The sequence below is a fragment of the Phreatobacter oligotrophus genome, assembly GCF_003046185.1.
In the GTDB taxonomy this organism is placed as follows: domain Bacteria; phylum Pseudomonadota; class Alphaproteobacteria; order Rhizobiales; family Phreatobacteraceae; genus Phreatobacter; species Phreatobacter oligotrophus.
Window position 1 is genome coordinate 296,980 of the sequence record NZ_PZZL01000005.1, and the last position, 19,584, is coordinate 316,563.

At 67.5% G+C, this 19,584-nt stretch carries 14 protein-coding genes; 7 read left to right on the forward strand and 7 right to left on the reverse strand.

Translation table 11 applies throughout. The features are described from left to right. Positions 1–4: 4 nt before the first annotated feature. The 3 genes from C8P69_RS13655 to groES form a co-directional block, all read right to left on the reverse strand. Complete coding sequence (locus tag C8P69_RS13655; protein ID WP_108177970.1) at positions 5–640, reverse strand: class I SAM-dependent methyltransferase; 636 nt, start codon at positions 638–640, stop codon at positions 5–7. A gap of 126 nt (positions 641–766) precedes the next feature. After that, entirely contained in the window at positions 767–2,395 is a 1,629-nt protein-coding gene (groL, locus tag C8P69_RS13660) for a chaperonin GroEL (RefSeq protein ID WP_108177971.1), read from the reverse strand. Positions 2,396–2,443: 48 nt separating this feature from the next. Further along, a complete protein-coding gene (gene groES, locus C8P69_RS13665; RefSeq protein WP_108177972.1) occupies positions 2,444–2,758 on the reverse strand; it encodes a co-chaperone GroES in 315 nt (104 codons plus the stop codon). 265 nt (positions 2,759–3,023) lie between these two features. Here groES and C8P69_RS13670 point away from each other — a divergent pair, with 265 nt between their 5' ends. Next, positions 3,024–3,293: an usg protein gene (locus tag C8P69_RS13670; protein ID WP_108177973.1), complete on the forward strand. Its 270-nt coding sequence runs from the start codon at positions 3,024–3,026 to the stop codon at positions 3,291–3,293. 5 nt (positions 3,294–3,298) lie between these two features. Here C8P69_RS13670 and C8P69_RS13675 read toward each other — a convergent pair whose 3' ends face one another. After that, positions 3,299–5,065 carry a phospholipase D-like domain-containing protein gene (locus C8P69_RS13675; protein WP_108177974.1) on the reverse strand — a complete coding sequence of 589 codons (1,767 nt, stop codon included), beginning with the start codon at positions 5,063–5,065 and terminating at the stop codon, positions 3,299–3,301. Positions 5,066–5,234: 169 nt separating this feature from the next. On the opposite strand from C8P69_RS13675, the gene C8P69_RS23545 reads away from it, so the two are divergent. From C8P69_RS23545 to C8P69_RS13685, 3 genes are read left to right on the forward strand one after another with little or no spacing between them, the layout of a single operon-like run. Beyond that, positions 5,235–6,059: an ImuA family protein gene (locus C8P69_RS23545; protein WP_146167340.1), complete on the forward strand. Its 825-nt coding sequence runs from the start codon at positions 5,235–5,237 to the stop codon at positions 6,057–6,059. Beyond that, entirely contained in the window at positions 5,944–7,512 is a 1,569-nt protein-coding gene (locus C8P69_RS13680; RefSeq protein WP_108177975.1) for a Y-family DNA polymerase, read from the forward strand. Before C8P69_RS23545 ends, C8P69_RS13680 begins: the two co-directional genes overlap by 116 nt. Continuing rightward, positions 7,496–10,864 carry an error-prone DNA polymerase gene (locus C8P69_RS13685; protein WP_245902029.1) on the forward strand — a complete coding sequence of 1,123 codons (3,369 nt, stop codon included), beginning with the start codon at positions 7,496–7,498 and terminating at the stop codon, positions 10,862–10,864. The genes C8P69_RS13680 and C8P69_RS13685 overlap by 17 nt, the downstream gene beginning before the upstream one ends. Here the strand turns inward: C8P69_RS13685 and C8P69_RS13690 are convergent. The 3 genes from C8P69_RS13690 to C8P69_RS13700 all read right to left on the reverse strand — a co-directional run bounded on the left by C8P69_RS13690 (position 10,847) and on the right by C8P69_RS13700 (position 15,857). Continuing rightward, positions 10,847–13,192, reverse strand: a complete 2,346-nt coding sequence (locus tag C8P69_RS13690) for an O-linked N-acetylglucosamine transferase, SPINDLY family protein (protein ID WP_108177977.1) — start codon at positions 13,190–13,192, stop codon at positions 10,847–10,849. The genes C8P69_RS13685 and C8P69_RS13690 overlap by 18 nt on opposite strands. 179 nt (positions 13,193–13,371) lie before the next feature. Continuing rightward, positions 13,372–14,466, reverse strand: a complete 1,095-nt coding sequence (locus tag C8P69_RS13695; RefSeq protein ID WP_108177978.1) for a flagellin N-terminal helical domain-containing protein — start codon at positions 14,464–14,466, stop codon at positions 13,372–13,374. A 296-nt stretch (positions 14,467–14,762) separates the two neighbouring features. Then, positions 14,763–15,857, reverse strand: a complete 1,095-nt coding sequence (locus C8P69_RS13700) for a flagellin N-terminal helical domain-containing protein (RefSeq protein ID WP_108177979.1) — start codon at positions 15,855–15,857, stop codon at positions 14,763–14,765. Positions 15,858–16,103: 246 nt separating this feature from the next. Here C8P69_RS13700 and C8P69_RS13705 point away from each other — a divergent pair, with 246 nt between their 5' ends. From C8P69_RS13705 to C8P69_RS24250, 3 genes are all read left to right on the forward strand, one after another. Beyond that, entirely contained in the window at positions 16,104–16,457 is a 354-nt protein-coding gene (locus tag C8P69_RS13705) for a hypothetical protein (RefSeq protein WP_108177980.1), read from the forward strand. A gap of 103 nt (positions 16,458–16,560) precedes the next feature. Beyond that, on the forward strand, positions 16,561–17,367 hold the full coding sequence (gene rfbF, locus C8P69_RS13710) for a glucose-1-phosphate cytidylyltransferase (protein ID WP_108177981.1): 807 nt from the start codon (positions 16,561–16,563) through the stop codon (positions 17,365–17,367). A gap of 8 nt (positions 17,368–17,375) precedes the next feature. Further along, positions 17,376–19,577: a bifunctional SDR family oxidoreductase/aminotransferase class I/II-fold pyridoxal phosphate-dependent enzyme gene (locus C8P69_RS24250; RefSeq protein ID WP_245902031.1), complete on the forward strand. Its 2,202-nt coding sequence runs from the start codon at positions 17,376–17,378 to the stop codon at positions 19,575–19,577. Positions 19,578–19,584: the final 7 nt, after the last annotated feature.

Sequence of the window (19,584 nt, forward strand, 5' to 3'; positions counted from 1 at the left end):
CAGCCTAGTCGCGCCGCGCGACGAGGAAGATGCGCGGATCGGTTCGTCCCGACCCGTGGCGGCCCCGCTCGATGATGGTGAAGCCGGCGGCGGCCACCGCGGCTTCGAGCTCGGCGGCCCCGAAAACATCGACCGGCGGCGCCTTGCCGATCAGCTGCATGACCGGGATGGCGAGGCGAATGAGCGGGTTCATCTCCTTGAGGCACGGCGTCTTGGAGATGAACAGCCTGCCGGGCTTGAGGAGCCGATGGGCCTCGGCGAGCACGGCGGCGCGATCGGCGACCAGATGCAGGAGATTGAAGGCCAGGACCGCGTCGTGAAGCCCCGCCGGGCCACCCGGCTCCTCGGCGGCACGCGCCTCGAAGGTGACGTTGGCGCAGCCCTGGGCCTCGGCCTTCTTCCGGGCGATGGCGATCATCGCCGGGGAGACATCGCTGGCGATGATCCGCGAGACGGAGGGCGCCAGCCTGAGCGCGGTGGTGCCCGTACCGCAGCCGATCTCGACGACGCTGTCGCTTGGCTTGAGCAGGGCCGCCGTCCGCTCCAGCGTGCGCTCATAGCCCGCCATATCCTTTATCGGATCGGCGGCATAGCGTTCGGCGATGCGGTCCCAGAAGCGCGTGGCGGCGGCAATGGTCATCAGGCCCTCCTGCCCCAGCGCTAGCACGGCCAGCGCGGATTCGGATCGCCTGCGACATCGTGGCGGCAAACGAAAGGGCGGGCCGGTGACCCGGCCCGCCCCATGGTGGTGAGCGATGTGGCTGGCTCAGAAGTCCATCCCGCCACCCGGCATGGCCGGGGCGGGCGCGTCCTTCTTCGGCTTCTCGGCGATCATCGCTTCGGTGGTGATCAACAGGCCCGCGACGGAGGCCGCGTCCTGGATCGCCGTGCGCACGACCTTGGTCGGGTCGATGATGCCGAGCTTGAACATGTCGCCATAGGCATCGCCCTGGGCATCATAGCCATGGGCATAATCGGCCTTGTCGGTGACCTTGCCCACGACGATCGAGCCCTCGACGCCGGCATTCTCGGCGATCTGGCGGATGGGGGCCTCCAGCGCCTTGCGGACGATGTCGATGCCGGTGCGCTGGTCGTCATTGGCGCCCTTGAGGCCCTCCAGCGCCTTGGCGGCGCGCAGGAGGGCGACGCCGCCGCCGGGCAGGATGCCTTCCAGCACCGCCGCGCGGGTGGCGTTGAGCGCGTCGTCGACGCGGTCCTTCTTCTCCTTGACCTCGACCTCGGTGGCGCCGCCGACGCGGATCACCGCGACGCCGCCGGCGAGCTTCGCCAGCCGCTCCTGCAGCTTCTCGCGGTCGTAGTCGGAGGTGGTCTCCTCGATCTGCGCCTTGATCTGGGCGACGCGGGCCTCGATGTCCTTCTTCGAGCCGGCGCCGTCGACGATGGTCGTGGCCTCCTTCTCGATGCGGACCTTCTTGGCGCGTCCGAGCATGTTGAGAGTGACGTTCTCCAGCTTGATGCCGAGATCCTCGGAGATCGCCGTGCCGCCGGTGAGGATGGCGATGTCCTCCAGCATGGCCTTGCGACGGTCACCGAAGCCCGGCGCCTTCACCGCGGCGATCTTCAGGCCGCCGCGCAGCTTGTTGACGACGAGGGTGGCGAGCGCCTCGCCCTCGACGTCCTCGGCGACGATGAGCAGCGGCTTGCCGGTCTGCACCACGGCTTCGAGCACCGGCAGCATGGCCTGCAGGCCGGTCAGCTTCTTCTCGTGGATGAGGACGTAAGGGTCCTCGAGCTCGGCCACCATCTTGTCGGCATTGGTGACGAAGTAGGGCGAGAGGTAGCCGCGGTCGAACTGCATGCCCTCGACCACGTCGAGCTCGGTCTCGAGGCTCTTGGCCTCCTCCACCGTGATGACGCCCTCGTTGCCGACCTTCTGCATGGCCTCGGCGATCATCTTGCCGATGGCGACGTCGCCATTGGCCGAGATCGTGCCGACCTGGGCAACCTCGTCGGACTTGGTGACCTTGCGGGAGTTCTTCTCCAGCTCCTTGGTCACCGCCTCGACCGCAAGGTCGATGCCCCGCTTCAGGTCCATCGGGTTCATGCCGGCGGCAACCGACTTCGCGCCCTCCTTGACGATGGCCTGGGCGAGAACGGTGGCGGTGGTGGTGCCGTCACCGGCAGCGTCGTTCTGCTTGGACGCCACCTCGCGCACCATCTGCGCGCCCATGTTCTCGAACTTGTCGGAGAGCTCGATCTCCTTGGCGACGGTGACGCCGTCCTTGGTGATGCGCGGGGCGCCGAAGCTCTTCTCGATGACGACGTTGCGGCCCTTGGGACCGAGCGTCACCTTGACCGCATTGGCCAGGATGTCGACGCCGCGCAGCATCTTCTCGCGCGCGTCCTGCGAAAACTTCACGTCCTTCGCAGCCATGGTTCCTCACTCCATTGATCAGACTTGAGGGATAGGATCAGGCCCCGCTCAGGCGGCCTTCTTCAGGCTCGCCGAGCTCTCGACGATGCCCATGATGTCGCTCTCCTTCATGATCAGGTAGTCGACACCGTCGATCTTGACCTCGGTGCCGGACCACTTGCCGAAGAGCACGATGTCACCCGCCTTGACGTCGAGGGCGACGAGTTCGCCGCGCTCGTTGCGCCCGCCGGGGCCGACGGCGATCACCTCGCCCTCCTGCGGCTTCTCCTTGGCGGTGTCGGGGATGATGATGCCGCCGCGGGTCTTCTCCTCGGCGTCGATGCGCTTGACGACGACACGGTCATGCAGTGGCCGAAACTTCATGAGTTCCTCCGGATGTGGATCATCGCTTCTGTCAGTGGCCGGGACCCGTCGCGAGGAGTGAGCGAGCGCATCGCCCGATGCCCTCCGGCATCCCGTCCGGGCGATGAGTTAGGAAGCCGGATTTTGCCCTTCAAGACCCCTGTCAGCACTTTTTTCAAACGAGTGCTAACAGACTGATTTCGATGACGAAAATGAATTTTCTTGTTGCCTGGCGCTTGATGTTGCGCTGCACTCGGATTCGTCATCCGGCAAAGGAGGTTCGTGCATGGCATCGGCAGATTTCGCCCGCCAGATCGAGGGCTACGGGCTGACCACGGCAGGCATTCTCTACCGCCTGCCCGACCATCCCTCCATCCTCCAGGAATATGTCTGGCAGGCCTATGACCTCGCCCCGCGCTTTCCCGAGCTGAACCGCTTCCTGGCCTTCTGGCAGGCGAGCCTGGAGGGCAAGCTCTACCGCGTCACCGTCGCCCACAAGGACCTGATCGGCCCGGCCGAGCTGGCCATGGTCGCCGGCGAGTTCCGGGTGCATTGAGGCGGCTAGCGCGAGAAGAGCTTTCTGTCGCGCAGCGCCTGGCTATCCGGCTTGTAGAAGCGGTCGAACCAGCTCGCCCCGGCGCCGGAAATGGCGACGGGCTTCTGGAGCACCAGTTTGCGCCGAGTAGTGGCGGCTGAAGGCTTTTTGCGTCGGCCGCGCTTCGGAGCTTTGCCGCTCTTGGCCTCCTCCATCCGGTTGCGAAAATGGAGATGGTCGAAGATGCGGATCGCCTCGATCGCGTAGGCGGCAGCGATCTTTCGATCCTCGATCATGATGAGGTGATCGCCGTTCTTGCTCTCGCCGCTCGGCGAAAGATTGCTCGACCCGGTGAACACCTTGGCGGTCGGCAGATCAAAGTCCGTGACGACGAACTTGTTGTGGATGGTGCGGCCCTTGCCGCCGGACCACTCGCTGGCGAACGGCTCGGGCGCATTGGCTCCGAGGAACTTGAAGTCGACGACACCAAGGGAACCGTCGGGCTTTTTCAGTTCAAGTCCGCCGCGCTGGTCCACGGTGCCATAGCTGAAAAGGGGTTTCTTGATGAGATCATCGAGCGTTTCCCGGGTCGGCCCCTTCGTCGTCTGCCCGAGGAAGGCGATGGAGTAGAGCACTGAGGACGTTGCCTGCTCGATGGCGGCACCGACAGGGCTGAGGGACAGGTCGGTGTTCTGGTGGGGAGAGAAGCACAGGTGAAACCTTGGCCCAGGGCGATGGTCGACGAGATGCCAGGTGCGGGCGAAGGCCGAATCACGGAAACTCGATGGGTCGACGAAAGCAAGGTCGAACATGGTGCCGAACAACGCACCGACCTCTGGAGAGTGGAAGACGAGGACGTTGTTGGCCTGGATATACAGGCCACGGAAGGTGAAATTGGTGGAGCCGCACAGCACCTTCTCTACCACGCCACCGCGGCGCTGGATGAAAACCTTGTTGTGCTGGAGGCCTGAAAAATGCGTTCGCTTGACGGCGCCACCACCGGCACTGGACTTGAAACGCTTGAACGCCCGGGACTCCGAACTGGTGGGTTTATTGTGATCGGGCGGCGAGTCATCGACGATGATGCGCAACCGACTGCCGAGACGTTCGAGACGGCCGATGATGTCAGGCTCATTCAGATCGTAGGCCATGACGTCCAGCGTCACACCGGGGTCTGCCGCGGCCGTATCCAGGAAGTCGAAGATCAGCCGTCGGGCCTCGAAACCGAGCCAGTCATAGACACTTTCGCCCCATGGCGCCCGGAGATCCGGTTTGACGAAATCGATCCCGTCCTCGCTTTTGGCGGGAATGATATCCGCGGCATTGTGGAAGGTCTGGGCATAGGCTTGCGAGGAGGCGAAATTACGAGTGAAGCCGATATCAACTAGGCCGTCATAGGTGACTTCCGCATGGTCCATATCGACCTGTAGGGAGGTTCCCTTGGTGAGGACATTGTCCCTGGGCATGTGCATCTTGGTGACGCGGTAAAGGTAGGTTCCATCCCTCCCTTGGGGCGGGAAGTCGATCCAGCGGAATTTTTGAATGGGTGCTTCTGTTGTGGGGAAAGCCCGGGCGCCGGTCACGGCCGTCCCCGCTGGCTGATCATAGGAAAACGCCAACCGATTACGCAGGGGAATGAAGTCAGCCTCTCCGGGATTTTTCACCTCGATGGCGAAGCCGACGAAATCGTCCTCCGGATGATCCACGTCGAAGCCGAGCAGCGTGGTACGTTCGCCGCGCGTGAGCTTGCAAACGAAACCGTCCTTGTCTTTGCGGTTCTCGAAATCCGTCATGATACGCTCCCCCCCAATAGGATTAGAGCAACTCAGGGTAGAGCGACCGGTAAATAGAGGTATATTCCGGATAGGCTCTCTCCCGATGAGGGCCAAAGGCCATCCTCCAAACCCGCCTTGACTCTCGCCGGAAGAGTCCCCTCTATATAAGAACAAAACAGGAACAATCATGACCGCGCGACGCGACACCCTCGCGGCGCTGAAGGGCACCCTTGCGCGTCTGGAGCGGGGGGGCATGCCCCCGGCGTCGCCTCATGCTGACCTTGGGCCCGGCCTCGTGCCGCTTGGCGCGGCGAGCCTCGACGCGGCGATCGGCGGCGGCATCGCCCGCGCCGCCCTGCACGAGGTCCATGCCGAGGCGCCGATCCATGTGCCGGCGGCAACCGGCTTCACCCTCGGCCTCGCCCGCCGCACGGCCCCGTCAGGGCCACTCGTCTGGGTGCGCCAGCGCTTCATCGACCAGGAATTCGGCCGGCCCTATGGCCGCGGCCTCGCCGCTCTCGGTCTCGATCCCTCATGCGTCGTGCTGGTGCGCGTCAAGGACGCCGAGGAGGCGCTGAAGGCGACACTGGACGCCGCGCGCTGCGGCGCCGTCGGCGCCATCGTCGCGGAGATCTGGGGCGCGCCGAAGATCCTCGACCTCACCGCCAGCCGCCGCCTGTCGCTGGCCGCCGCCGAGAGCGGCGTCACCGTGCTGATGACCCGCGCCGGCGCCGAGCCCGAGCCCTCCGCCGCCCTCTCCCGCTGGCGCGTGCGCGGCCTTGCCTCCGAGGCCGCCGAGGGCGGCCTGCCCGGCCGGCCCGCCTTCTCCGTCACCCTGCTGCGCCACCGCGCCGGCATTCCTCCCCGCGACTGGTCCATGGAGTGGGATCGTGAACATGGCCGCTTCCGCGAGCGGACGGCGCTACCTGGCCGTCTGGCTCCCCTTCCTGCCGAGCGAACGGCTGCGCCGGCTGTGGAGGCGCAACCCGTCCCCTTCCGCCGCGCCGGCTGACGCGCCGCTCGTCCTCGCCGAGAAGGTGGCGGGCGCCCTGCGCGTCGCCGCGGTTGACCCGATGGCGCGCGACCTTGGGCTAGGCCCCGGGCTGAAGCTCGCGGATGCGCGGGCCTGCGTTCCCCATCTCGTCGCCATCGATCACGACCCGGCGGCGGACCTCAGCCTGCTGGAGCGCCTCGCCGACGCCGCCGACCGCTACACGCCGCTCGTCGCCCTCGACGGGCCGGACGGCCTCGTCCTCGACGTGACCGGCTGCGCCCATCTCTTCGGCGGCGAGGCGGCGCTCTGCCGCGATTTTCTCGAACGTCTGCGCAGCGCCGGCTTCACCGCAAGGGCGGTGCTGGCGGGAACGCCGGACGCGGCCGCGGCGCTCGCCCGCCACGGCAGGCCCGGCATCGTGCCACCCGGCGGCGAGGCGGAGGCCGTGGCGCGGCTCCCCGTCGCCGCCCTCGGCATCGACGCCGCAACCGTCCTCGCCCTCACCCGCGCCGGCCTCAAGACCATCGGCGACCTCATGGGCCGGCCGAGCGACATCCTCGTCGCCCGCTTCGGCGCGGGCCTTGCCACCCGCCTGCGCCGCGTCACGGGGCGCGAGGACACGCGGCTGACGCCGCGCCGGGCGGTCGCCGCCTGCATGGTGGAGCGGCGCTTCGCCGAGCCGGTGGCGCGGCGCGAGGACCTTGCCGGCGCCCTCGGCCTCATCCTCGGCAAGGCCGCCGCGACGCTGGAGCAGCGCGGCGAGGGCGGCCGGCTCTTCGAGGCGAGCTTCTATCGCACCGACGGCGTCGTGCGCCGCATCGCGGTGGAGACGGGCGAGGCAACCCGCGACACCGCCGCTGTTGGCCGCCTCTTCGCCGAGCGCATGCACCTGCTGGATGATCCCACCGATCCCGGCTTCGGCTTCGACCTCATGCGCCTCGCCGTGCCGCGCACCGAGGTGCTTGCCCCCCGCCAGGTGCTCATCGACGGCCGCGGCGAGGCCGAGCGCGAGACCGCCGCCCTCGTCGACCATCTGGTCGCCCGCTTCGGCCGGTCCAACGTACTGCGCTTCCTCGACCGAGCCTCCCATGTGCCGGAACGCGCCGAGGTCATGGTGCCCGCCATTGCGGTCGGCGGCGGCGGCTATCGCAGCGCCGGACCCCAGGTCACGCGGCCGCTAGCCCGCCCGCTGCAGCTCTTCGATCCGCCGCAGCCCATCGAGACCCTCGCCGAGGTGCCGGACGGGCCGCCCGCCAGCTTTTTCTGGCGGCGCACCACCTTCCAGATCATCCGCGCCGAGGGACCGGAGCGCATCGCCGGGGAATGGTGGCGCGACGGCGAGGACATGCTGACGCGGGACTATTACGGCCTCGAGGACCGCGAGGGCCGCCGCTTCTGGGTCTTCCGCCAGGGCCTCTATGGCCGCGAGACCGCAAGTCCCCGCTGGTTCATCCATGGGCTCTTCGCCTGAGGCGGCCATGGTCTATGCCGAGCTTGCCACCCACACGAACTTCTCCTTCCTGCGCGGGGCCTCCCATGCCCGCGACCTCGTGCTCACCGCCCTGCTGCTCGGGCAGGCCGGCATCGGCATTGCCGACCGCAACACCGTGGCGGGCGTCGTGCGCGCCCATGCGACGCTGGAAGAGTTGCGCACCGTGGGCCTGCCGCCGCCCGAACGGGTGCGCGAGGGCTCGGGCCCTGGCGAGGTCACCTTCGTCGAGGCGCCGCGCCCCGACCTGTCGCAGGAGGTGGTGAAGGCGGCCGCCGCCCGCTTCCGCCTCGCGGTGGGCAGCCGCCTCGTCTTCTGCGACGGGTCGCCGGAGGTCATCGTCTATCCGCAGAACCGGGTGGGCTGGGGCCGGCTCTGCCGCCTCCTCACCACCGGAAACTTGAGGGGCCGCAAGGGCGAGTGCCGGCTCACGCTCGATGACCTCGCCGCCGACACCCGCGACCTCCTGCTGATCGTCATGCCCAGCGAGGACGAGGCGGCCCTGACCCGTAGCCTCCAAACGCTCGGCGAGGCGGCGCCCGGCCAGCTCTGGCTCGCCGCCACCATGGGCCGCGACGGCGAGGACCGCCGCCGGCTCTTTGGCCTGCGCGACATGGCGACGGCGCGCGGCCTGCCGCTCCTCGCCGTCAACGACGTGCTCTACCACGACCCCGCCCAGCGCGACCTTCAGGACGTGCTCACCTGCATCCGCGAGGGCGTCACCATCGAGGAGGCAGGCTTCCGGCTTCAGGCTCATGCCGAGCGTCACCTCAAACCCTCGGCCGAGATGGCCCGCCTCTTCCGCGACTGCCCGGAGGCCGTGGCCGAGACACAGAACCTCCTCGCCCGCATCGACTTCTCGCTGTCGGAACTGAAATACGAATATCCGCAGGAGCCCGTGCCGCCCGGCTGGACGCCGCAGGGCTGGCTCGAAAAGATCACCTGGGAGCGCGCCGCCCACCGCTATGGCGGCACCGTGCCGGACAAGGTCCGCAAGCTCCTCGCCGACGAGCTCGCCCTCATCGCCCAGCTCGACTATGCCCGCTACTTCCTCACCATCGTCGACATCGTCCGCGTCGCCGAGGACAAGGGCATCCTCTGCCAGGGCCGCGGCTCCGCCGCCAATTCCGCCGTATGCTACGTGCTCGGCATCACCGCGGTGGATCCGAACGACCACGACCTGCTCTTCGCCCGCTTCATCTCCTCCGAGCGCAAGGAACCGCCGGACATCGACGTCGATTTCGAACACGAGCGGCGCGAGGAGGTCATCCAGCACATCTATGCCCGCTACGGCCGCGAGCGCGCCGGCATCGCCGCCACCGTCATCAGCTACCGGCCGCGCAGCGCCATCCGCGAGGTCGGCAAGGCCCTCGGCCTCACCGAGGACGTCACCGGCCGCCTCGCCGGCATGGTCTGGGGCTCCTGGGGCACGGAGATTGGCGACCATTACGTCCGCGAGGCCGGCCTCGACCCGAAGAACCCGCTGATCCGCCGCGCCGTGGACCTGGCGAGCCGCCTCATCGGCTTTCCCCGCCACCTCTCCCAGCATGTCGGCGGCTTCGTGCTCACCGGCGGCCGGCTCGACGAGACCGTGCCCATCGGCAATGCCGCCATGGCGGACCGCACCTTCATCGAGTGGGACAAGGACGACATCGACGCGCTCGGCCTGATGAAGGTCGATGTCCTGGCGCTCGGCATGCTCACCTGCATCCGCAAGGCCTTCGCCCTGCTGCGCGACACCGGCGGGCCGGACCTCGACCTGGCGACAGTCCCGCCAGAGGACCCGGCGGTCTACGAGATGCTCTGCCGCGGCGATTCCATCGGCGTGTTCCAGGTGGAGAGCCGGGCGCAGATCAACATGCTGCCGCGCCTGAAACCGCGGAAGCTCTACGACCTCGTCATCCAGGTCGCCATCGTCCGCCCCGGGCCCATCGAGGGCGACATGGTCCACCCCTATCTCAAGCGCCGGGCGGGGCTCGAACCCGTCGTCTATCCCTCGCCTGCGCCTGAGCATGGCGAGCCGGACGAGCTCTTCCAGGTGCTGAACAAGACCTGCGGCGTGCCGCTCTTCCAGGAACAGGCCATGCGGCTCGCCATGGTGGCGGCGAAGTTCACCGCCGACGAGGCCAATGGCCTGCGCCGCGCCATGGCGACCTTCCGCAATGTCGGCACGATCGGCCGCTTCGAGCGGCTGATGGTCGATCGCATGGTCGCCCGCGGCTACGACCCGGCCTTCGCGCGGCGCTGCTTCGACCAGATCAAGGGCTTCGGCAGCTACGGCTTCCCGGAGAGCCACGCCGCCTCCTTCGCCAAGCTCGTCTACATCTCCTCCTGGATCAAATGCCACCACCCCGCGATCTTCGCCTGCGCCCTCCTCAACGCCCAGCCCATGGGCTTCTACGCGCCGGCGCAGATCGTCCGTGACGCGCGCGAGCACGGCGTCGAGGTCCGCGCCGTCGACGTCAATGCAAGCAGCTTCGACAACACGCTGGAGCGCGATGGCGAAGGCTCAGCCCTGGCCCTGCGCCTTGGCTTCCGCCAGCTCGACGGTTTCCACCTCGCCTGGGCCGAACGGCTGGCGGCGGCGCGCAGCTGCCCCTTTCGCGATGTCGAGGACCTTGCCCGCCGCGCCGCCCTGCCGGCGCGGGCTTTGCGCATCCTCGCCGATGCCGATGCCTTCCGTTCCCTCGGCCTCGACCGGCGCGAGGCGGCCTGGGCGGTGCGGCGCCTGCCCGACGACGATCCCCTGCCGCTCTTCGCCGCCGCCGATGCCAAGGAACTCGGCACGGAAGCCGATGCGAACCTGCCCGCCATGCCGCTCTCGGAGCACGTCGTCGCCGACTACCAGACGGTGCGCCTCTCCCTGAAGGCCCATCCGCTCACCTTCCTGCGCCAGCGCTTCCGCACCGAGGGTGTGATGACCTGCGCCGAGATTTCAGCCGCCGCCAATGGCGCGCCGGCACAGGCTGCCGGCGTCGTGCTGGTGCGCCAGCGCCCCGGCAAGGGCACGGCCGTCTTCATCACCCTCGAGGACGAGACCGGCATCACCAATGTCGTGCTCTGGGCCCGCCGCATGGAGGCCTTCCGCCGCGCCATCATGGGCGGGCGGCTGCTGCTGGTGCGCGGCGTGGTTCAGCGCAGCCCCGAGGGCGTCGTGCATCTCATGGCCGAGGACATCATCGACCGGACCGCGGACCTGTCATTGCTCTCCGAGGACGCCATGCGCGACAGCCTCGCCCGCGCCGACGAGGTCAACCGGCCGCAATATCCGCGGACCGGCGGACGCCATCCCCGCGATGTCAGGGTGCTGCCGAAGTCACGCGACTTCCACTGACAGCTTCGGCTTGACGTCGACCGAGGGCACGTCGAAGGCGTGGGGCTTTTCGCCCCGCCGCCAGATCTCCACCATGCCCTCATAGGCCCGGCCGAGATGCTCGGCGAAGCGCGCGGGATCGAAGAGCGGCATCGTGTCCCGGCGGCGCAGCAGGTCCTCGCGCATCGCCGCGGCCGTGCCCGGGTCGTTGCCGAGCGCGATGGCCTTGGCGACATATTCGTCGAGGTCGGTGGCCACGAGGTGCGGCACGCCGGCCGCCGTGACGATGCTGCCCGAGACGCGGGAGATGAAGGAGCGGCCGGCCAGGGCCAGCAGGGGCGCGCCCATCCAGATCGCATCGCTCGCGGTGGTGTGCGAGCCGACCGGGAACGTGTCGAGGGCAAGGTCCACCAGGCCGTAGCGGGCAAGGTGCATCTCGTTCGACAAGGTCGGCGCAGCCACGATCCGCGACGGGTCGACGCCATGCGCCTCGGTCCGGGCCTTCAGGCGATCGGCCGTTGCATCATCCTTGATGAGGAGCCACAGCACCGATCCCGGCACGCCCTTCAGGATGTCCATCCAGGCCCCGAAAACGGGAGCGTTGATCTTGTAGACCTGGTTGAACGAGGCGAAGACGAAGCCGGTCTCGGGCAACCCCACCATCTCGCGGGTCGGTGTCTCCACCACCTCGCGCATGCGGTTGTTGGGCTGGTAGCAATCGGGAAGCCTCACCACCGCCTCGCTGTGGTCCGACTCGGCGGAGGGCGGGATGATGAAGGGGTCGGCGATGATGTAGTCGGTCTCGGCGAAGCCATAGGTGCCGGGATAGCCGAGCCAGTTCACCTGGATCGGTGCCGGCCGGTGCTTCAGGGCGGCAAGGCGCGAGCCACGCGTATAGCCTTTCAGATCGACGAGCACATGCACGCCGTCCTCCCGCACGAGCTCCGTGAACTCCTCGTCCGACAGGGCGACGATGTCGCGGAAATGCTCGACAGCCGCCCGGGCCCTCTCGCGATCGGGATTGTCGGGGCTGGCGTCGTAGGAATAGGCGAAGACCTCGAAGCGGGACCGGTCGGTCGCCTCAAGCGTCTCCACGATCAGCTTCATCGTGGCGTGGTTGTGGAAGTCGTTCGAGAAATAGCCGATGCGCAGCCGCTCGCCGGGAGCCGGCGGCCGGATGGAGGGCAAGCTCGGCGGAGCAGAGGGTCCTCCCATGCGGTCGGCGCGCTGGATGGCCGCGAGTTTGTGGACGGCCGGATCGTCCGTTAGCGACATGACGACGAAGGGCGACATGCTCGATCCGGCGATGCGGTCCTCCAGGGGATGCAGCGCAGCCTTCATCTCCTCGAACAGGTCGAAATCGCCCACATGGGCAGCCGAGTGGCCGATGGTGGACTGCAGCACGGCATTGTCGGCGATGCGTTCCCGCACCAGCGATCCGAAGTCGACGACGAGCCGGTGAGCCGACATGTCGGACAGAAGGGCAATGAGCCGGTCCAGCATGTCCAGCCGGACGCCGCTGGATGACACCAGGGCCGCCTGAGCCTTCGCAGCGCCGATCTTGTCGTCCTTGGCAACGAGCGCCATCACCTTGAAAAGCGCCGCCCAACGGTCGTCCGGGATGGAGGCCAGGACCTGGTCGGCACCGGCGATCGCGTCGTCGTTGCGTCCATCCTGGATGGCCTGGCCGATCGGGTAGAGGTGCATGACCGCGGCGAGGTCCTCCAGCCGTCCGCCGAGGCGCAGGGACGCGGCATTGACCACACCTGTCGAGGCGAAGACCGCGCCGTGTGGGAGCCAGGCGAAGGCGTCGGCAAGGTGCTGCGCACGCTGGGCTTCGGCGAGGGCCTCCTCGTCCTTCCCCGCCGATAGGGCCAGCATCATCCTCAGCGCGGCCACCTTGGCGTGGGTCGTATCGCCCAGACGGGCGGCAATCTGGGTGGCGATCTCATCGTTCCCGGCGCGGGCCATGCACCAGGCGAAGCTGACGAAGGCGTCGGTGCGCGAGGGGTCGCTGCGGGCGAGCGCGAGCCAAAGCTGGCTGGCCGCGATGATGTCGCCGAGGGCGAGGTGGCTCGCAGCCAGGCCGTTCATCGTATCGGGGTCGGTCGAGCCGGCATGTCGCGCAATGAAGTCGGAAGCGGCGTCCCGTGCAGCGACACCTTCGGCCAGGAGGTCGCGATGCGCCATGTCGCCGGGCTGGGCCATGACAAGCTGGCGAGCGATACGGACGGCGATGCTCGCCTCGCCACGCTTCAGGGCGTAGCGCGCCGCGCCGGTGGCATATTCCACCGCATGGCGCGTGGTGCGTTCGTCGAGCGGGCGCGCCCATTGCACTGACGTGGCCATCTGCGTCTCCCCTGCGCACGACAGGACGGCGCCGCGCGAGCCGCAGGGCCGTCCGTTAACGCAGTCTTGCCGAAGCTGGTTAACGTCCCTCTAACGCATCGCCTCGCGGCGCCGGGAAGGCTGCAAACGAAAAGGGCGGCCCGAGGCCCGCCCTTCCCAGTTGTCTCCGAGGTGTGGACTTACCGGAGGAACTGCAGGACCTGCTGGTCGCCCTGGGAGGCGAAGGACAGGGCCGAGGTGGCGAGCTGGGCGCGGGTGTTGAGGGCCAGCAGGTTCGCACCCTCTTCGTTCTGGTCGGCCAGCGTCAGGTTGTCGGCGCCGCCCTTCAGGGTGTTGATCATGGACTTGGTGAAGTCCTGGCGGTTCTGCACCACCGAGAGGTTCGAACCGAAGGCCGAGGACTGCGACCGCAGCGAGTTCATCGCCGTCGTGAGCTTGCCGAGGATCGAGTCGAGGCTCGAGTCGCTGTCCGCCACCGAGGTGACCTGCGCGTCGATGCCGAGGTTGCTCGAGTTGATGGCCTTGCCGCCCTTCGACTGGATCGTCACCGAGGACGAGCCGGTCTCGTTGAAGGTGATCGCCAGGGAGTCGCCGCGCAGCAGGTTGATGCCGTTGAAGGAGGCGTCTTCCGCGGTGCGGTCGAGCTGCTGGCGCAGGTCGTTGAACTGCGTGATCAGGTCAGCGCGGACAGTGTTGCCGCCAACGGTGCTGCCGGTGCCGACCGAGCCCGAGTTGGTGACGGTCAGATCAGCGGTCGAGAGGTTCTCGATGCGCAGCTTGCCGTTATCGTTCGAGGCGCGGACCTTGCCGGTCAGCGAGCTGTTATTGTTGATGTTCTTGACGACGTCGTCGATCGTGTCGGTGGACGTCACGGAGATGTTGACGGCGGTGGAGCCAACCGCGCCGTTCGAGATCGAAACGGTACCAGCGGCGCCGGCCGTGAAGCTGTAGCTGTCGCCCTTCCAGGACTTGTCCTGACGAGCCTGGCGGATCGTCGACTGCAGCGACTCGACGGTCTTGGTGATCGACTTCAGGCCGTTGTCGGCGGCTTCGAGGGTCTTGATGCCGTTCGACATGCCGTCGAGCAGGGCACCGAGGTCGTTACCGCGCGAGTTGAGCGCAGCGGCGGTGAAGAAGTTGGTCGGGTTGTCGAGGGCCGAGTTGACCTTCTTGCCCGAGGCCAGGCGGCCCTGAATGACTTCGCGGTTCGAAGCGATGTTCTGCAGGGCGAGGAGGTTCGAGCGGACGCCGCGCGAGATGGTGATGTCAGACATGGATACTGCCCTCTCCTAGGGACCCCTGCTTCTGAGGGGATAACGAAACGCAACCTCCACTTCCTGGGAGGGCCCTCAGTTCTCGAAGGCCCGGACAGTCTGCAGCCGACATCGTTAACAAAGCGCATACGGGCAGGAACTTTTTACCATCTCCGCTGACGGAGCATTATCCTTGATCTTTCGTTGCCGCCGTAAGCCCTTGGCTCGCCATGGAAAGAGGCCGTGGCGCAGCGGCCCCGCGACAACGAAAAAGGGCGGCCCGAAGGCCGCCCTTTCCGTCGTCCCGTGAAGGGAGATCAGCGGAGGAACTGCAGGACCTGCTGGTCGCCCTGGGAGGCGAAGGACAGGGCCGAGGTGGCGAGCTGGGCGCGGGTGTTGAGCGCCAGCAGGTTCGCACCCTCTTCGTTCTGGTCGGCCAGCGTCAGGTTGTCGGCGCCGCCCTTCAGGGTGTTCATCATGGACTTGGTGAAGTCCTGACGGTTCTGCACCATGGAGAGGTTCGCACCGAAGGCCGAGGACTGCGAGCGGAGCGAGTTCAGCGCCGTCGACAGCTTGCCGAGCACCGCGTCCAGACCCGAGTCGCTGTCCGCCACCGAGGTGGCCTGGGCGTCGATGCCGAGGTTGGTCGCGTTGATCGCCTTGGCGCCCTTCGACTGGATCGTCAGCGAGGACGAGCCGGTCTCGTTGAAGGTGATCGACAGCTTGTCGCCGCGCAGCAGGTTGATGCCATTGAAGGAGGCGTCTTCCGCGGTGCGGTCGAGCTGCTGACGCAGGTCGTTGAACTGCGTGATCAGGTCAGCGCGAACGGTGTTGCCACCAACCGTGCTGCCGGTGCCGACCGAACCCGAATTGGTGACGGTGAGGTCCGACGTCGAGAGGTTCTCGATGCGCAGCTTACCGTTGTCGTTCGAGGCGCGGACCTTGCCGGTCAGCGAGCTGTTGTTGTTGATGTTCTTCACGACGTCGTCGATCGTGTCGGTGGACGTCACGGAGATGTTGACCGCCGTGGAACCGACGGAACCGTTCGAGATCGAAACGGTACCAGCGGCGCCGGCCGTGAAGCTGTAGCTGTCACCCTTCCAGGACTTGTCCTGACGGGCCTGGCGGATGGCCGACTGCAGCGACTCGACGGTCTTGGTGACCGACTTCAGGCCGTTGTCGGCAGCTTCGAGGGTCTTGATGCCGTTCGACATGCCGTCGAGCAGGGCGCCGAGATCGTTCGAACGCGAGTTGAGCGAAGCAGCCGTGAAGAAGTTGGTCGGGTTGTCGAGGGCCGAGTTGACCTTCTTGCCCGAGGCCAGGCGGCCCTGGATCGTCTCGCGGCTGGAGGCGATGTTCTGGAGAGCGAGGAGGTTCGAACGAACGCCGCGCGAGATGGTGATGTCAGACATTTCAGATCCCTTTCCTAGGGTCCCCTGCTTCTGAGGGGAGGACGATGACGCCTCCCAATCCTGGGAGGTCCTTCAGTTCTCGAAGGCACGGCGACTGTCCCTTACGCGACTTAAAGAATGCTTTTTTCTGAGCTGAACTTTGACAAACCGGAATTAATGGTAAACAGAACCAGAATACTACTATATTAACTGAACATTAACCTTGACAATTTACTTACAAGCACCGTTCGAGCACTCAGGTGATTCATGGCCGAGATCGTCGCAGACACCGCCCTTCCCGCTCTCGCCGACGGCCCCGGGGCGCAGGAACTCGGCGTGCTGCTGCAGATCGAGGACATCGATACCGTGGGCAAGAGCATCGCCTGGCTGGTCCAGGAGATGCTGCTGAAGGGCTTTGACGCCATCAGCCATGCCGATCTCGCCGCACGGGTGGAGCTGATCCTCACGGCGATGCCGAGCGCCCGGCCGCTGATCCTCGGCATGCAGTTCGCGATCATGGAGGAGGACTTTGCCCTCGCCTTCGATCACGCCGCGCTGCTGGTCGAGCGCGAAAGCGAGCTGATGGCGAAGGCGCTGGCCGCAAAGGGCGCCGGCGTCTGAGCCGCGCCCGCCGGGCCGGGAGCGTCCGGCAACGGCATTCACCGTTTACCATGCGTTTACCATGTCCGCCCATCCTCCGCCCCATGCGGACCAGGGGCCATTCATGCGGGTCGTGATTCTCGCGGGCGGAAGGGGCACTCGGATCTCTGAAGAGACCGATGTGAAGCCCAAGCCCATGGTCGATGTCGGCGGCCGGCCGATCCTCTGGCACATCATGCGCCACTATGCGGCCCAGGGCTTCGACGACTTCGTCATCGCCGCTGGCTACAAGGCCGACGTCATCAAGCGCTTCTTCCTCGACGAGATGCGCCTCGCCGGCGACATCCTGGTCGACACCCGCCACGGCCAGGTCACCCGGAGCGGCCCGGTCTTCGACAACTGGCGCGTCCGCATCGTCAATACCGGCCTCGACACCAATACCGGCGGCCGCATCCTGCGCCTCAAGCCCCATCTCGACGGCGCGCCCTTCCTCGTCACCTATGGCGACGGCGTCAGCGACGTGCCCGTCAAGGCCGTGGTGGCGCAGCACCAGGCCCAGGGCCACCTCGCCACCATCACCGCCGTCCATCCCCCCGCCCGCTTCGGCGGCATCCGCTTCGAGGGCGACGACATCGCCGGCTTCGTCGAGAAGCCGCAGATCGGCGAGGGCTGGATCAATGGCGGCTTCGCCGTCTTCGAGCCCGGCGTCTTCGACTATCTCGCCCTCGACGGCGATGACGGCTCGCTCGAGGTCGCGCTCTACGAGCGGCTCGCCCGCGACGGCAAGCTCGGCGCCTATCGCCACGAGGGCTTCTGGCAGTGCGTCGACACGCTGCGCGAGCTCCGCCTGCTGCAGGGCCTGTGGGACTCCGGCAAGGCGCCCTGGAAAACCTGGATCGACGAGCCCCGCCGCTCCGTCGCCGCAGCGTGAGGCACCCCATGAAGATCCTGCTCACGGGCCATGCCGGCTATGTCGGCACCGTTGCCACCGGCGTGCTGACGGAAGCCGGCCACGAGGTGATCGGCCTCGACACCGGCTATTTCGTCCCCTGCCACACCGAGGGCCTGGAACCCGTCGATCCGGTGCGCACCATCGCCAAGGACGTGCGCGACATCACGGCCGAGGACCTCGCCGGCTTCGATGCGGTGGTCCATCTCGCCGCTCTCTCCAACGATCCGATGGGCGATCTCGCCCCGGAGCTCACCGCCGCCATCAACCGCGACGCCACCATCGCCCTCGCCCGCATCGCCAAGGCGGCCGGCGTCACGCGCTTCGTCTTCGCGTCGTCCTGCTCGATCTACGGCGCCGGCAACCCCGACCTGCTCCTCGACGAAAGCGCACCGGTCAATCCGCTCACCGCCTATGCGTCGAGCAAGGTCGAGAGCGAGGCGGGCCTGCTGGCCCTCGCCGACGACGGTTTCGTCCCCACCTTCATGCGCAACGCCACGTGCTACGGCCTGTCGCCGCGGCTGCGCACCGACCTCGTCCTCAACAATCTCGTCGTCTCGGCCCTGTCCACCGGCGAGGTGAAGCTCCTCTCCAGCGGCCTGTCGTGGCGCCCCCTGCTGCATGTGCGGGATCTCGCCCGCGCCGCCGCGGCCATCCTCGCCGCCGACCCCGCCACGGTGCGGGGCGAGGCCTTCAACATCGGCCAGAACAGCGAGAACCACCTCGTCCGCGACATCGCGACCATCGTCGCCGAGGCCGTGCCGGGCTCCCGCGTCACCTTCGCCGAGGGCAACACGATCGACCCGCGCTCCTATCGCGTCGACTTCGGCAAGTTCGCCGCCGCCTTCCCCGACTTCCGCTTCCTCCACACCGCCGCATCCGGCGCCAAGGAGCTCGTGGCCGCCCTTGCCGGCCGCACCACCGCCGATGATCTCAGCGGCCAACGCTATGTGCGCCTCGCCCGGCTGAAGAGCCTCATGGCATCGGAGAAGCTGGGCGGCGACCTCACCTGGCGCACGGCGCGCGAGACTACCCCGCTCACCGTCAAGCGCGAGCGCGTGCCGGTGGCCGGGCCCTCCATCACCCAGCGCGAGGTCGACCTGACCGCCGAGGCCGCGCGCCACGCCTGGTTCGAGAACCACGCCAAGTACAACCAGCGCTTCGAGGCCATGGTCGCCGAGCAGACGGGGCGCAAGCACGCCATCTCGCTCGCCCATTGCACCTCGGCCATCCACCTCGCCCTCGCGGGCCTCGGCATCGGCCCTGGCGACGAGGTCATCGTCCCCGAATGCACCTGGGTCGCCACCGCCTCCCCGGTGGTGCAGATCGGCGCCACGCCGGTCTTCGTCGACATCGATCCGGTCTCCTGGTGCATGTCGCCGGCGAGCCTTGCCGCCGCCATCACGCCGAAGACCAAGGCCGCCATCGTCGTCGACCTCTATGGCGGCATGCCCGACTGGGCCCGCCTCGAGACCATCGCCCGCGACGCCGGGATCATCCTCATCGAGGACGCGGCCGAGGCCATCGGCTCGCGCTTCCGCGACAAGCCCGCCGGCGCCTTCGGCCGCGCCTCGGTCTTCTCCTTCCACGGCTCCAAGACCGTCACCACCGGCGAAGGCGGCATGCTCGTCACCGACGACGATGCGCTGGCCGAACGGGTCAACATCCTGCGCGACCAGGGGCGTCATCCCACGTCCCGCGCCCTCGTCACCGAGGAGGTCGGCTTCAAGTACCGGATGTCGGCCATGCAGGCCGCCATGGGCATCGCCCAGATGGAGCGCCTCGACGACCTCATCGCCATGAAGCGCGACATCTTCCACTTCTACGCCGAGGCGCTCGAGGGCACGCCGGGGCTCACGCTGAATGCCGAGCCGCCCCATGTCTTCAACACCTACTGGATGGTCACGGCCGTCCTCGACCCGAAGCTCGGCCTGCTCAAGCAGCAGGTCGCGGCCGAGCTCGGCGCCGAGGGCATCGACACCCGGCCGTTCTTCTATCCGCTGAGCTGGCAGCCGGCCTTCCGCAACCAGCCCTCGGCCGCAGGCGCGAGCGCCCGCAATCCCAACGCCTACGCGATCTCGCCGACCGGCATCAACCTGCCGAGCGGCTACAACGTCACCCGCGACGTCGCCGGCCGCGTCGCCCGTAGCCTCAAGTCCATCCTCGCGCGGCACGCCCGCCGCGTCGCCTGATCCGGAG

Bases quoted from the DNA above. Each gene is read 5' to 3' on its own strand.
- C8P69_RS13655 (WP_108177970.1), bottom strand. From the start codon at position 640: ATGACCATTGCCGCCGCCACGCGCTTCTGGGACCGCATCGCCGAACGC.
- groL (WP_108177971.1), bottom strand. From the start codon at position 2,395: ATGGCTGCGAAGGACGTGAAGTTTTCGCAGGACGCGCGCGAGAAGATG.
- groES (WP_108177972.1), bottom strand. From the start codon at position 2,758: ATGAAGTTTCGGCCACTGCATGACCGTGTCGTCGTCAAGCGCATCGAC.
- C8P69_RS13670 (WP_108177973.1), top strand. From the start codon at position 3,024: ATGGCATCGGCAGATTTCGCCCGCCAGATCGAGGGCTACGGGCTGACC.
- C8P69_RS13675 (WP_108177974.1), bottom strand. From the start codon at position 5,065: ATGACGGATTTCGAGAACCGCAAAGACAAGGACGGTTTCGTTTGCAAG.
- C8P69_RS23545 (WP_146167340.1), top strand. From the start codon at position 5,235: ATGACCGCGCGACGCGACACCCTCGCGGCGCTGAAGGGCACCCTTGCG.
- C8P69_RS13680 (WP_108177975.1), top strand. From the start codon at position 5,944: ATGGCCGCTTCCGCGAGCGGACGGCGCTACCTGGCCGTCTGGCTCCCC.
- C8P69_RS13685 (WP_245902029.1), top strand. From the start codon at position 7,496: ATGGGCTCTTCGCCTGAGGCGGCCATGGTCTATGCCGAGCTTGCCACC.
- C8P69_RS13690 (WP_108177977.1), bottom strand. From the start codon at position 13,192: ATGGCCACGTCAGTGCAATGGGCGCGCCCGCTCGACGAACGCACCACG.
- C8P69_RS13695 (WP_108177978.1), bottom strand. From the start codon at position 14,466: ATGTCTGACATCACCATCTCGCGCGGCGTCCGCTCGAACCTCCTCGCC.
- C8P69_RS13700 (WP_108177979.1), bottom strand. From the start codon at position 15,857: ATGTCTGACATCACCATCTCGCGCGGCGTTCGTTCGAACCTCCTCGCT.
- C8P69_RS13705 (WP_108177980.1), top strand. From the start codon at position 16,104: ATGGCCGAGATCGTCGCAGACACCGCCCTTCCCGCTCTCGCCGACGGC.
- rfbF (WP_108177981.1), top strand. From the start codon at position 16,561: ATGCGGGTCGTGATTCTCGCGGGCGGAAGGGGCACTCGGATCTCTGAA.
- C8P69_RS24250 (WP_245902031.1), top strand. From the start codon at position 17,376: ATGAAGATCCTGCTCACGGGCCATGCCGGCTATGTCGGCACCGTTGCC.